Below are 13,163 nucleotides of genomic sequence, written 5' to 3'. Positions count from 1 at the left end.
AAGTCCTATGAGCGAACGTGCTCGGCGCGGAGGGCGTCAAGCTCGGCGACAGTCGCGCCGGAGGATGCGAGGAGCAGGGAGGAGAGGCGCTCGACGAGTTCATCGGTGGATGCGCGAGCAGCGGCCGAGGAGTCGGCGGTCGGGTTCGTGTCCGCTTCGACTGGGACGTCGGCGTCAGTGAAGAGCCACCGCGTGACGTGCCACATGGCGCCGGCCGCGAGGAACTCGGCGCGGTCCCGCGGGGTGTCGGGGCCCGGGCGCCGTCGGATGACGGGTCCGAGCGGTGACGATTCGAGGAGCCTCGTGGCGAGGTACGCGATGACGTCGCCCGTGAGGAGGCCGAAGCTGCTCTCGAGAGCCGCCCGGTAGAAAGGGGCGTCTGCGTCGAGTTCGTGGAGGAGCGCGCGGAGCGTGCCGCGCACGAAGGTCGGCCACGAAGGGTCGTCGCCGACGCTCGGAATCCGATCGAAGGCCGATTGCAGGCGGCGGAGGGCGGCCTCGCGGATGAGCGCGGCCGTGTCGTCGAAGTGCTTGTAGAACGTGGGACGACTGACTCCGGCCCGGCCGACGATGTCGGTGATGCTCAGCTGGGCTGCGTCGCGCCCTTCATCGAGCAGTTCGACGACGGCAGCGATGAGCGCCGCCCGCGAACGGACGAACCTCGCATCTTCCTGGATCACGGCACTCCTCGCTCGCAACTAATTTACAGATGTAAATTAGCACGATCGTGCGAGATCACAACAGGGTCAGTTCGAGTCGCAGTGGGGCGCGGCGATGCCAAGCGAACTCCCGCGTGACCAACATCAGTGCAGAAACGGGCCGTTCCGCGCGCCAGGGCTCGAATCGCGTCCAGCCTCAGGCCTACCGCAGCACGCGTCGCGTGAAGTCGTTCGCGAAGACGCCGTTCGGGTCGTAGCGCCCGACGAGCTTCCGGAAGTCGCCGATGCGCGGGTACCGCTCGGCGACGTCGATCCGCTCGTCGAAGACCTTGCCCCAGTGCGGGCGACCGCCGAGTGGCTCGAAGATCTCGTCGAGCAGCGGCAGCAGCTCGGCGACCTCCGGGTCCTGCTTCCATGTGAAGTGCAGGCCGACAGCATCGTTGCCGTGCATGGGGCTCAGCCAGAGGGAGTCGCGCGCAATCGTGCGCACCTCGTTGACCAGCAGGTGGGGGCGGATGCGGTCGGCGATGCCCGCGAGCGCGAGCAGCGCATCCTGGGCCCGAAGCCGTGGGATGAGGTACTCGCTCTGCAGCTCCGCGCCGTTGGAGGGCTGGAACTCGAGCTTGAAGTGCGGCAGACGCTCGTACCAGGGGCCGGCGACGCCGAACTGCTCGCTGCAGGCCACGGCCGAGACGCCACGAATGGGGTGCAGGGCCTCAGTCGCGGGCGTGGCCCCGTAGAAGTCGCCAGGCGCGAGCTCGCTCGCGAGCTGCTTCACCCACACCTGGTCGATGACCTCGGGTTCGGCCCACGTCGTGAAGGCGCTCACGCTGTACCCGGTGCCGGTGATCTCGTCGAAGTTCTCGAGCAGCGCCGCGAACGGCAGGTTCTCGAAGACCCGCTGCCGCACCTCGAAGTGGGGCACGACGTCGAGGCGGATGCGCGTCACGATTCCGAGGGCCCCCAGCGAGACGACGGCCCCGTCGAAGCCCTCGTCGCCCCGCTCGAGCACGACCACTTCCCCGTCGCCCGCGACGAACTCGATGGCGGCGACGGCGGCGGCCAGGCTCCGATTGGTATTGCCGGAACCGTGGGTGCCCGTCGCGACCGCCCCCGCGATGGAGATGTGCGGGAGGGAGGCGAGGTTCGCGAGCGCCAGGCCGTGCTCGGCGAGGTCGATCGCGAGCTCCCCGTAGCGGGTGCCAGCGCCGATCGACACCCACCGCCGGTCCTCGTCGATGCGGAGCGGGCTGCGCAGCCCCCGCGTCGACACCTGCACTCCGCTCGTGTCGGCGATCCGGTTGAACGAGTGCCCACTGCCGAGCGCCCGCACCGACTGTCCGGCAGCCACCGCGGCGCGCACCACCTCCCTGACCTCGGCCGTGCTCGTCGGGGCGGCGACGCGCTCCGCCTCGAAGGTGATGTTGCCAGCCCAGTTGGAGGTCACTGCTGTCCTGCTTTCTGCGACGTTGCGAAGTGGATGCACCCGGCGGGGCTCGAGCGGACCGTCAGGCCTGGAGCTCTACCGCCGACCACGATACGGGGGGGCAGGGTGAGTTGGTCTGTCGCTGGCCAACTTCCGGGACGAAACCGGAGCATCCGGCTCACTAGCCCCTCGAGGCACCCTCTGATCACGGAAGTTGGCCAAACGGCTTGTGGCCGAGAGGGCGGTAGATGGAGTGGCAGCCGGCTGCACTGAAACGCGAGCCAACTGGACTCACGAACAGCATCGCCTGACCAACATGAGTGCAATATCGCGCCTGACGAGCGCCAAACACGGAGAAAGCGCCGATATCGCACTGATGTTGGCCAGAGGGAATGGCTAAGAGGTGGAGACGGAGTGTAAGGCGGCGGCGAAAGCGAAAGCGATGGCGATGGCGCGCGCGACGACCTAGGCTCGCCTGCCATGCGGATCGTCGTGTCGGGAACCCATGCGAGTGGCAAGAGCACGCTCATCAGCGACTTCGCGGCCGCGCATCCGGAGTACCTCGTGCTGCCGGATCCGTTCGAGGAACTCATCGACGACCGCTTCGATGAACTCGACGCGGTCCTGTTCAGCCGCCAGCTCGACATCGCGGCTCACCGGCTGGCCGAGCTTCCGGCGGGCTCCAACGTCATCGCCGAACGCGGGCCCGTCGACTTTCTGGCCTACCTGCACGCACTCGATGCGCTCGGCAGGCCCGGGCGGTCGCGCGCATCCATCGCGCGCGGTGCCGCGCTCACGCGCCAAGCCACCGAGCAGATCGATCTCGTTGCCCTGGTCCCCCTCGCCTATCGGGACCAGATCGCGGTCAGCGAGGACGAGGACCTCGAACTTCGGGATGCCATGAACGACGCCCTCCTCGACCTCGCCGCCGATCCAGACCTCATCGGCCTCCGCGTCGCGGAGCTCGCGGGCGATCGCGCCGAGCGCCTCGCCCAACTCGAGGCGGCAACCCTCCGGCCCTCGACGTCTGACCAACTTCCGTCATGAAACCTCCGCATCCGAGGTTTCGGGGCTCCGAAGTATCGTTTCGTCACGGAAGTTGGCCAGGCGGCGCGGATAGAGGCGGCGCAGCTGGAGAGGCGCCGTCGATGGTGAGGCGGAGAGGCGGCAGAGGCCCCGCGCCTCAGTACTGCTTGCCGGGGATCCAGCTCGTGCCGGCGAGCGGCACGTTGGCCATGGCCGCTGACTCGACGGTCAGCGCGACGAGGTCCTCCGGCTCGAGGTTGCGAATGTGCGACTTCCCGCACGCGCGGGCGATGGTCTGCGCCTCCATGGTCAGCACGCGCAGGTAGTTCGCGAGGCGTCGCCCGCCCTCGACGGGGTTGAGGCGGGAGGCGAGCTCCGGGTCCTGCGTGGAGATGCCGGCCGGGTCGCGCCCGTCTTGGAAGTCGTCGTAGAAGCCCGCGGCGGAGCCTATGTCGGCGTACTCCTGCTGGTAGCGCGGGTCGTTGTCGCCGAGCGCGATGAGCGCGGCAGTGCCGATCGCGACCGCGTCGGCGCCAAGGGCCATGGCCTTCGCGACGTCGGCGCCGGTGCGGATGCCGCCGGACACGATGAGCTGCACCTTGCGGTGCATCCCGAGCTCCTGCAGCGCCGCGACTGCCTGCGGGATCGCGGCCAGCGTCGGGATGCCGACGTTCTCGATGAACACCTGCTGCGTTGCAGCCGTGCCGCCCTGCATGCCGTCGAGCACCACGACGTCTGCGCCGGCCTTCACGGCGAGCGCCGTGTCGTAGTAGGGGCGGGATGCGCCGATCTTCACGTAGATCGGCTTCTCCCAGCCGGTGATCTCGCGCAGCTCGGCGATCTTGATCGTCAGGTCGTCCGGGCCCGTCCAGTCGGGGTGGCGGCTCGCGGAGCGCTGGTCGATACCGATGGGCAGGGTTCGCATCCCGGCCACACGCTCGGTGATCTTCTGCCCGAGCAGCATGCCGCCGCCGCCAGGCTTCGCGCCCTGCCCGAGCACGATCTCGATCGCGTCGGCCTTGCGCAGGTCGTCCGGGTTCATCCCGTAGCGAGAGGGCAGGTACTGGTAGACGAGGTGCTTCGACTGGCCGCGCTCCTCCGGCGTCATGCCGCCGTCGCCGGTCGTCGTGGAGGTGCCGACCTCGGACGCGCCTCGGCCGAGGGCCTCCTTGGCGTTCGCGGAGAGGGCGCCGAAGCTCATGCCCGCGATGGTGACCGGGATGTCGAGGTGCAGCGGCTTCGAGGCGAAGCGGTCGCCGAGCACGACGTCGGTGCCGCAGCGCTCGCGGTACCCCTCGAGCGGGTAGCGCGACATGGATGCGCCGAGGAACAGCAGGTCGTCGAAGTGCGGCAGCTGCCGCTTCGCACCCCACCCGCGGATGTCGTAGATGCCGGTGCGGGCGGCGCGCTGGATGTCGGAGATCGTCGCGCGGTCGAAGGTCGCCGACTCGCGGAGGCCGAGCTCGGCGAGCTGCGCGGGCGACTGGGTGGCTGTTGCGGTGGCCGCGGATGTGGGCTGTTCGATGAGCGTCATGGCTGGCTCTCTCTGCTCGGCCTAGTAGGCGTTGTCGACGTTGAAGTGGTAGAGCTTGCGGGCCGAGCCGTAGCGCTTGAAGGCAGCCGGGTCGTCGTCGCGGCCGGCGGCGAGCAGCAGCTCGGCGAGTTCCGCGAGGTGCTCGTCGCGCATGGGCTTCTCGATGCAGTCGGCGCCGAGAGATTCGACGGTGCCCTGCACGTAGATGCGCGTCTCGTAGATGGAGTCGCCGAGCGCCTCCCCCGCGTCGCCGCACACGACGAGGCGTCCGGCCTGCGCCATGAACGCCGACATGTGGCCGATGCTGCCGCCCACGACGATGTCCACGCCCTTCATGGAGATGCCGCAGCGGGCCCCCGCGTTGCCGTCGATGACGACGAGACCGCCGTGGCCGGTCGCGGCCGCCGACTGGGAGGCGTCACCCGTGACGTGCACGGTGCCGCTCATGATGTTCTCGGCGAGCCCGACGCCGGCGTTGCCGTTGATCGTGACCGAGCCCTGCTGGTGCATCCCGGCGGCGTAGTAGCCGACGTGCCCGTCGATCGTGACGTCGATGGCGGAGGTGATGCCGACCGCGATGTTGTGCTTCCCGGCGGGGTGCTGGATGCTCCACCTGGTTCCGCCTTCGGCCGTCTGCACTGCCGCGTTCACGACTCGCACATCCTGGCCCGCGAGGTCGATGGTGGTAGTGGCGGCTGACGCCGGAGCTGCCGCCGGAGGCGTGATGGGGGCCGGTGCGACCGCCGGGGCTGCCGCGTACTGGGTGCTGTCTAGAGTGACCACGTGTAGACCTTTCCGGGGACTGGTTCGAAGATGTCGGCCGATTCGATGCCGGGGAGCTGCGCGAGGGCGCGGTATTCGGAGGCCATGGCCACGTAGTCGTCGGTGACGGCGACGATGGCGGGCTTGCAGGCGATGGGGTCGCGCACGATGGCCATGCTGTCGGCGGTGGTGACGACGAGCGTGTAGAAGCCGTCGAAGACCTCGCCGAGGTTGATGAGCGCCTGTTCGAGGGTGTCGCCCTGCTCGAGGCGGGAGGCGATGTAGCGGGCGCCGACCTCGGTGTCGTTCTCGGAGTCGAACTGCACGCCAGTGCGCTTCAGCTCGCGGCGGATGGACGCGTGGTTGGAGAAGGAGCCGTTGTGCACGAGGCACAGGTCGTCGGCGACGGCGAAGGGATGCGTGCCGCCCGCCGTCACGGCCGACTCGGTGGCCATGCGGGTGTGCGAGACGCCCTGGCTGCCGGACATCGACTCGAGGCCGTGGTTGGAGGCGACATCCATGGGGTTGCCGACGCTCTTCATGACGGCGAGGTGGCCGCCGCGGCCGATGATCGTGGCGGTCGGGAGGACCGTGCTGACCGCATCCGCGAGGAGGCTCGTCGACAGCTCCCCGCTGACGAGCGTCGTGTCCCCGACGACCGAGACCTTGGGGGCGGCGCCCGCAGGCAGGGTGCGCTCGAGCTCGGCCGTCAGCTCTTCTGCGGTGAGCAGCTGCGTGCCCCCGAGCAGGCTGAGGGTCGACGCCGCACTGCCGGTGAGGTCGGGGTTGTCGTAGACGGCGAGGCCGGCGGAGTCGGGTCCGCGGTCGACCATCTCGCAGAGCATGGTCGAGAGCAGGTCGCCCATCTGCGGCCTGAGCTGGGGGTTGCGCAACTGCAGCGCGGCGATTCCACACACGGGCGTGGTCCTTTCGAGGGGGTGAGCTGGTCTGGCTTCTGGATGCGGGTGGCTAGAAGGCGGTGAGGTAGGTGTCGAGCTCCCAGTTGCTGACCTGGGCGTGCCAGGTGAGGAACTCGGTCTCCTTCGCGTCGGCGAAGTAGCGGCCGGTGGCCTCGTCTCCGCTGAGGCTGGCGAGGATCACGGGGTCGTGGCGCAGCGCTTCGACGGCGTGGAGGAGCGTTGCGGGGAGTACGGCCGCGCCCTCCGGCGCCTGCCCAGGCCCTGACGGGTTGCCCGGGTCGATGCTGTTGTCGATACCGTCGATGCCCGCCATGATGGCCGTCGCGACCGCGAGGTAGGGGTTGGCGGCGCCGTCACCAGAACGGAGCTCGACGCGCTTGTTGTCCGGCACGCGCACCATGTGCGTGCGGTCGTTGCCGCCGTACGACGCCTTGCGCGGCGACCAGGTCGCCCCGGAGCTGGAGGTGGCCGTGCCGATGCGCTTGTACGAGTTCACCGAGGGGGCGAGGAACGCCTGCAGCGCGGGCGCGTGCTCGAGGAGGCCGGCCACGAAGCCGTACGCGACGGGCGAGAGGCCGAGGCCGCGCGCATCCGCTTCGCTGTCGGTGCCCGTCGTCGCGGGGAAGAGCGGCTCGTCCTGCTCGCTCCAGAGGGAGAGGTGCAGGTGGAGGCCCGTGCCCGTGCGGTCGGTGAAGGGCTTGGGCATGAACGTGGCCGTCATGCCGCGCTCCTCGGCGAGCACGTTGAGGATGTAGCGGAGCGTGATGACCCGGTCGGCCGTCGTGAGCGCGTCGGCGTAGTCGAAGTTCTGCTCGAACTGCCCGGCGCCGTCCTCGTGGTCGTTGGCGTAGTTGCCCCAGCCGAGCGAGTTGATGGCGGTCGAGACGGATGCGAGGTGGTCGTACATCCGCGTCACGCCTCGGGCGTCGTAGCAGGGGCGCGGGCCGTTGTCCCGCTTGTCCGCCGGGGCGAGGGTGCCGTCTTCTGCACGGTCGACGAGGAAGTACTCGACCTCGGCGCCGACCTTGGCCGTCATGCCGCGTGTGGCGAGCTCGGCGATGGCGCGCTTCAGGATGTTCCGGGGCGCGTACGGCCACGGCTTGCCGTCGACGTGCGGGTCGCAGTGCACGAGCGCGAGCCCTTCGCGAACGAACGGCAGCGGCGTGAACGAGTCGAGGTCGGGGATCGCGATGAGGTCGGGGTCGTGCTGCTCCTGGCCGATGAGGCCGGCGGCGAAGCCCGCGAACCCGAGGGCGCCCGCTTCGAGCTCGTCGGCCGCCGAGGTCGGCACGAGCTTCGCGCACGGCTTCCCGTTGAGGTCGACGAAGGTGGCGAGGATGAAGTGCACGCCGTGCGCCTGCGCGAGGTCGCGGAGCGTGATGCGGTCGCCGGCCGCGAGGCTGTTCCCGCCTGGTGGGGTGGCCTCGACCAGCTTGGGGGCTAGTTGCGTCATGGTCGTCTCCCGCATGTTGTCGATGTTACCTGACATGAAACGTTGTTCGCCAATAGTAGACATGCGGATGTTTCCAGAGCGTTCGCCCCTGTAAACACTGGGTTACGGGAACTGGCGGCGGCGACGGCGGGGCAGCGGCGGGGCAGCGGCGGGGCAGCGGCGGGGCAGCGGCGCGCAGACATTGCATTTGCGCACCCTCACGCACAGCGGGAGAGGCACAACCCCCAAGTCTGGCGAAGCCACCTCCGCACACCTCGCAGTTGCACATCCCCGCGCGCGCCTTCACCTGCGCTAAGCCCAGGTCTGTCGCCGGGTGGTAAGAGCCGGCAAGCCGGGCACTGCGTAACGGGTACTCGCAGGAACTCCCTCGATGTCGGTGGTCCGCCATACGCTCCTGGCATGGAGTACACGAACCTCGGCCGAACCGGCCTCCGCGTCAGTCGCCTCGCCCTTGGCTGCATGAGCTTCGGCGACCCGAATCGCGGCCTGCACAGCTGGACCCTCGATGACGACGCGGCGGCGCCGCTGCTCCGCCAGGCGGTGGAGCTCGGCATCACCTTCTGGGACACCGCGAACGTCTACCAGCAGGGCACGAGCGAGGAGATCATCGGCCGCGCGATGCGCCGCTTCAGCCGACGCGAGGACATCGTGGTCGCAACCAAGGTCTCCGGCAAGATGCACGACGGCCCCGGCGGCTCGGGCCTCTCCCGGAAGGCCATCCTCGAGCAAGCGAACGCCTCTCTCGAGCGGCTCGGCACCGACCACGTCGACGTGCTGTACATCCACCGCTTCGACGACGCGACCCCGGTCGAGGAGACGATGCAGGCGCTCGACGACCTCGTACGCGCAGGCAAGGTGCGCTACCTCGGCGCATCGTCGATGTACGCGTGGCAGTTCGCGAAGCTGCAGCAGGCGGCGGCCGTCGGCGGATGGACGCCCTTCGTGGCCATGCAGGACCAGTACAACCTGCTGAAGCGCGAGGAGGAGCGGGAGATGATCCCCATGTGCGCCGACATGGGCGTCGGCCTCGTGCCCTACTCGCCGAACGGCAAGGGGCGCCTGACGCGCCCGCGCGGCCAATCGTCGTCACGCGCCGAGGTCGACGCCGTCGCGAAGGCGTTCGACACCGACGCCGATGGCCCGATCATCGATGTCGTCGAGCAGATCGCTGCAGAACGCGACGTGCCGATGGCTCGGGTCGCGCTCGCCTGGGTGCTGCGCAACCCGACGGTGGCGGCACCGATCGTGGGCGCGACGAAGGCCAGGCACCTTGACGACGCCGTCGCCGCGCTCGAGCTGACGCTCACCGATGACGAGGTGGCGCGGCTCGAGGCGCCCCACGTCACCCAGCCTCCGTTCTGGTGGTGACGGCGCGGCTCGGCGTAAACACTGGGTTACGAGCGATCGCCGGGAGGTTTCGCACCCGCCGCCGCAGCTCCTCGTCGCGATGGAATGGCCACACCTGCCCATCCACGAAAGGCGCCCCATGCCAGCTGCACCACTTTTCGACCTGTCCGATACCCGCGTCGTCATCACGGGCGGCACGAAGGGCATCGGCTTCGGCATCGCCAGCGTGTTCGTGCAGGCGGGCGCGCGCGTTGCCGTCGCTGGCCGCTCTCAGACGGGAGTGGATGCGGCCGTCGCGTCGCTCGAGGAGCTTGCGGCTTCGGAGGCACCGGGGCGCGTGGTCGGACTCACGGTCGACGTCGCCGACCCGGAGTCGTGCCGTGCCCTGGCCGCATCCGCTACCAATCTGCTCGGCGGTATCGATGTGCTGTGCGCCAACGCTGGCATCTTCCCGCAGGCCGAGCTCGCCACGATGACGCCGGCACAGCTCGACGAGGTGCTCGACACGAACGTGAAGGGAACGATCTATGCCGTCCAGGCGTGCCTTCCCGCCTTGCAGGAATCGGGGCGCGGCCGGGTCGTCATGACCTCATCCATCACGGGCCCGATCACCGGCTACCCGGGATGGTCGCACTACGGCGCGTCCAAAGCGGCCCAGCTGGGCTTCATGCGCACGGCGGCGATCGAGCTCGCCAAGCACGCGATCACCGTCAACGCCGTGCTGCCAGGCAACGTCGAATCAGCTGGACTCGAGGAGATGGGCGAGCAGTACCTCGCGTCGATGACGTCGGCCGTGCCGCTGCGGAGACTCGGCCGCGCGGAGGAGATCGGCTTCGCGGCGGCGTTCCTCGCGAGCAGGGAAGCCGCATTCATCACCGGTCAGACGATCGTAGTCGATGGCGGACAGACGCTCCCCGAATCACCCGACGCCGTTGCCTGATCCGCAGCACCGCCCTCAGACAACCCTATGCCCACTCCCAGGAATAGCTAGCTAGCCTAACTATCCGGCCAACCACTCCGAACCGAGGAACCCCATGAGCCTGCTCGAGATCCCCCGACCGTCGGCACCTCAGTCGGCAGTGGAGGCGACCCCTCGCCGACTACTGCGCTGGCTCTCACCCGCGAACGGCCTCTGGGTTGCCATGCGCGAGACCCCGACGGGTGACGACTTCGCCGGTTTCGTCGAGCTCGTCCAAGGAGAGTTCCGCGCCCACGACGGCCAGGGCACCTTCCTCGGCGCGTTCGAATCGCGCGAGTCCGGGCGCGACGCGATCGAGGGCGCAGCCCGCTGACGATCTGGGTTCCAGACTGCGGGTCGAAACCGACCGACTGGTAAAGTTGGCGGGACCAGACACCAACGACCAGCGACTCCCCCGTCGCCGGCCGTCACGCGCCAGGGCAGAGCCCGCGCGAAGCGGTCCGCCTGGGATGCCGCTGGCCTACCGCGAGATTGGATCCCATCCCGCATGCCTCTCTTCACCATCCTCATCGGTGCCCTCCTCGTCGTGACGGGTGCCGTCGCGTACTTCGTCAGCGACACCGGCAGCCTCACGGCCCTCATCCCAGCAGCAGTCGGCGTCCTGCTCGTGATCGCAGGCCTCATCGCCCGCAACCCCAAGCTCCGCAAGCACGCCATCCACGGCGCGCTCGCCGTAGCACTGCTGGGCGCCCTCGGCTCGCTCATGAACGTCGCTCAGCTCGGCGACCTCTTCGCTGGCACGGCCGAGCGCCCGGGCGCGATCATCAGCAGCACGATCATGCTGGTCCTGCTCGTCGCGCTCATCACGGCCGGCGTGCGCTCGTTCATCGCCGCCCGCCGCGGCCGCCAGGCGCCCGCGGTCACGCAGAACTAGTCAGCTGTTCTCCGCCCCAGGTTCTCCTGGAAGCGGATGAGTGAGCCGTCGGGGTCCGTCACGCGAGATTGACGGGCCCCGACGTCGCCCCCGCCGACCCGATTCGTTCACGCACTCCTGGCGGTCGTCCCGCTAGCGCTGGCGACGGTCGTCGCAGTGCTCGCGGTCTGGGCCCTCGTCCTTGCCATCAAGGCGCTGCGCAAGTACCTGCGGACCCAGGATGCACCCCAGCAGCCTGGGTTGCAGTCGCCGGCTTCGCACGAGATCGACTGAGCTGCCGCCGCATCTTCGCCGGGAGGTGGTCACCAGGACAGCGGCGTCATCCTTCCGTTCAGAAGCACCCGCAGGGCGGCGTGCACCTCGAGAGCGCTCCGGCGGCGATCTGCCGGATCGATGTTGTGCACAGCGAGTCGGCACGCGTGTTCGAGTTCCCACTCGGTGACCCCGTCGGGGAGGCAGAGCATCCACTGCACCCCTCGAGGCGGCTCGGGCACTCCGGCGTCCACCAGGTATCGGGCCATCTCGTCGTGGTCGCCGGTGACGTCCGCATCGCCCGAGAAGGTGCCAGCCGTGGACGCATCTACGCGCCGCACGCCGCCGGTCTCGTCGACCGGATCGTAGCGAGCAGGCTCCTGGTACACCCAGCTCGGCCCCGCGAGGTAGGCGATGAGCGCGTGCCACCCGTTCGGATCGAGCCGCATGAGCTCCACTGTCTGCGGCGGCTCCTTCGCGAAGTCGTCCCACGACCAGCTCGGCAGCGCGTCCCGCGCCGCGAGCATCACCTCGGTGTCATTGATCGGCATATCTCGGCCCCCCAGCCTGAATTCCCCGTGCACGCGCCGACTCGAGCCGACGGTGCTGCAGGCTATTGTCGCGCATCCGCCACGCCGCCGAGTCCACGACGGGTACGAGCACGAGCCCCACGCTGGGGAGCGTCAGCGCGTGCGACTCACCAGAGGCGAGCGCGGGGGCTGAAGAACGGCAGCGCGATGGGCTTGAACACGACGCCCCGCGAGGCCTTCACGAGGCCGACGATCGAGAGCACGACGTGCGTCACCGAGAGTGCGAACCAGATGGTGATGGGGATGCCGATCGGGTAGAACGTCGACGAGTACTCGTCGTCGAAGGTGAAGAGGAACGCGATGTGCAGCGCGATGAGGATGACCGAGGAGATCAGGTAGGTGATTCCCCAGTTGGCGGCGTTCGTCCGGTTCCGCTCCCCGGCCTCGGTCGCCGGTGCGCGCGACCGTCCGACCGCCGTCATGACGATTCCCGCGACGATGGCACTCACGAACGGGAACGGGATAAGCGCGAGCAGCCCGACGCCCCACTGCACGGCCCCGTTCGCGAGAGGCCTGACGAGGAGAACCTGCTGGGGCTGGCCCGTCGGTGGCGGGAACTGCGGTGCCTGCTGCTGTGCCTGCGCTGCGTACTGCGCGGCGGCCGGCGGTGCCGGCTGGGCCTCGGGCACTGCATCCGGTACCGCGGCAGGCTCCTGCTGCGGTGCCCCGGATGGCGCGAAGTACAGGTTGCTGGCCCACGACCCGGAGCCGGTGAGCTGCGGGCGCTTCTCGGCGGGAAGCCCGAGCGCGTAGCGGATGAGCGAGTCCACGCTCGCCTCGTCGTCGTGGACCATGCCCTGCGCCTCGGTCAGCATCTCCGGGAAGGGGTTGTCGTCGTCCGTGACACCCAGCACGTGGATCTCGGCGACCTCGAGCAGCAGGTAGCGACCGCGGTTCGCGGGGTCGTTCAGCGCGTTGCGCGCCTCGGCGATCTGTCGCTGCGTCTCCTCGTCGTGCGGGAGCTGCGCGAAGAGACGCTCGAGGTTGGCGACGCCCTGGTCGTAGTCGCCGAGGATGGCCATGGCAGGCGCATCCCAGATCGTCGAGGGAACGAGGCGGCCGGACCCGGAGACGAGCAGCTCGTGCACAGGCGGCACATCCCACTTCCACTCCGAGAGACCGGTGACTCGCGTGAGAGGGGCCCCCTGACCTGGGATCTCGTCGACAACGTAGAGATAGCTGCGGTTCGCCATCATCCGAGCCTAACGGCCGATGCCCGCGGCTCGGGGTCGCGGGCATCGGGGCCAACTTCTGTGATGGATGCGCGGATCGCAAGCTCAGGGGCAGCGCGAACGCTCATCCATCACGGGAGTTGGTCAGCACCAGGCGTGAAACCCCCGA

At 69.1% G+C, this 13,163-nt stretch carries 13 protein-coding genes; 5 read left to right on the top strand and 8 right to left on the bottom strand.

Annotation, left to right across the window (positions count from 1 at the left end):
• Positions 1–5: 5 nt before the first annotated feature.
• Together ABVF28_RS14200 and ABVF28_RS14195 are read right to left on the bottom strand one after the other, a co-directional pair.
• Positions 6–680, bottom strand: a complete 675-nt coding sequence (locus ABVF28_RS14200; protein ID WP_371030975.1) for a TetR/AcrR family transcriptional regulator — start codon at positions 678–680, stop codon at positions 6–8.
• A gap of 181 nt (positions 681–861) precedes the next feature.
• A complete protein-coding gene (locus tag ABVF28_RS14195; protein ID WP_371030974.1) occupies positions 862–2,106 on the bottom strand; it encodes an FAD-binding protein in 1,245 nt (414 codons plus the stop codon).
• Between the two features lie 459 nt (positions 2,107–2,565).
• On the opposite strand from ABVF28_RS14195, the gene ABVF28_RS14190 reads away from it, so the two are divergent.
• Entirely contained in the window at positions 2,566–3,132 is a 567-nt protein-coding gene (locus ABVF28_RS14190) for an AAA family ATPase (RefSeq protein ID WP_371030973.1), read from the top strand.
• 136 nt (positions 3,133–3,268) lie between these two features.
• Here the strand turns inward: ABVF28_RS14190 and ABVF28_RS14185 are convergent, their stop codons facing one another.
• The 4 genes from ABVF28_RS14185 to glnT are packed head-to-tail and all read right to left on the bottom strand — an operon-like array spanning position 3,269 to position 7,816.
• Positions 3,269–4,645: an FMN-binding glutamate synthase family protein gene (locus ABVF28_RS14185; protein WP_371030972.1), complete on the bottom strand. Its 1,377-nt coding sequence runs from the start codon at positions 4,643–4,645 to the stop codon at positions 3,269–3,271.
• A 21-nt stretch (positions 4,646–4,666) separates the two neighbouring features.
• Positions 4,667–5,428 (bottom strand): protein glxC, encoded by a 762-nt coding sequence (locus ABVF28_RS14180; RefSeq protein ID WP_371030971.1) that lies wholly within the window; start codon positions 5,426–5,428, stop codon positions 4,667–4,669.
• On the bottom strand, positions 5,416–6,324 hold the full coding sequence (locus ABVF28_RS14175; protein ID WP_371030970.1) for a glutamine amidotransferase: 909 nt from the start codon (positions 6,322–6,324) through the stop codon (positions 5,416–5,418). Before ABVF28_RS14175 ends, ABVF28_RS14180 begins: the two co-directional genes overlap by 13 nt.
• A 52-nt stretch (positions 6,325–6,376) precedes the next feature.
• Positions 6,377–7,816, bottom strand: coding sequence for a type III glutamate--ammonia ligase (gene glnT / locus ABVF28_RS14170; RefSeq protein ID WP_371030969.1), 1,440 nt, complete (start codon positions 7,814–7,816; stop codon positions 6,377–6,379).
• Between the two features lie 363 nt (positions 7,817–8,179).
• On the opposite strand from glnT, the gene ABVF28_RS14165 reads away from it, so the two are divergent.
• The 4 genes from ABVF28_RS14165 to ABVF28_RS14150 all read left to right on the top strand — a co-directional run bounded on the left by ABVF28_RS14165 (position 8,180) and on the right by ABVF28_RS14150 (position 10,980).
• Positions 8,180–9,148: an aldo/keto reductase gene (locus tag ABVF28_RS14165; protein ID WP_371030968.1), complete on the top strand. Its 969-nt coding sequence runs from the start codon at positions 8,180–8,182 to the stop codon at positions 9,146–9,148.
• A 118-nt stretch (positions 9,149–9,266) separates the two neighbouring features.
• Positions 9,267–10,067, top strand: coding sequence for a 3-oxoacyl-ACP reductase FabG (fabG, locus tag ABVF28_RS14160; protein ID WP_371030967.1), 801 nt, complete (start codon positions 9,267–9,269; stop codon positions 10,065–10,067).
• 94 nt (positions 10,068–10,161) lie between these two features.
• Entirely contained in the window at positions 10,162–10,419 is a 258-nt protein-coding gene (locus tag ABVF28_RS14155) for a hypothetical protein (RefSeq protein WP_371030966.1), read from the top strand.
• 174 nt (positions 10,420–10,593) lie between these two features.
• Positions 10,594–10,980, top strand: a complete 387-nt coding sequence (locus tag ABVF28_RS14150) for a hypothetical protein (RefSeq protein ID WP_371030965.1) — start codon at positions 10,594–10,596, stop codon at positions 10,978–10,980.
• A gap of 302 nt (positions 10,981–11,282) precedes the next feature.
• Here ABVF28_RS14150 and ABVF28_RS14145 read toward each other — a convergent pair whose 3' ends face one another.
• Positions 11,283–11,783, bottom strand: coding sequence for a DUF5956 family protein (locus ABVF28_RS14145; RefSeq protein ID WP_371030964.1), 501 nt, complete (start codon positions 11,781–11,783; stop codon positions 11,283–11,285).
• Positions 11,784–11,929: 146 nt separating this feature from the next.
• Positions 11,930–13,015 (bottom strand): DUF4870 domain-containing protein, encoded by a 1,086-nt coding sequence (locus ABVF28_RS14140; RefSeq protein WP_371030963.1) that lies wholly within the window; start codon positions 13,013–13,015, stop codon positions 11,930–11,932.
• Positions 13,016–13,163 lie beyond the last annotated feature (148 nt).

Source organism: Pseudoclavibacter sp. JSM 162008 (genome assembly GCF_041366455.1).
Taxonomy (GTDB): Bacteria; Actinomycetota; Actinomycetes; order Actinomycetales; family Microbacteriaceae; genus Pseudoclavibacter.
The sequence above is the reverse complement of the archived record's forward strand: the minus strand, read 5'-3'. Positions and strand labels throughout refer to the sequence as shown.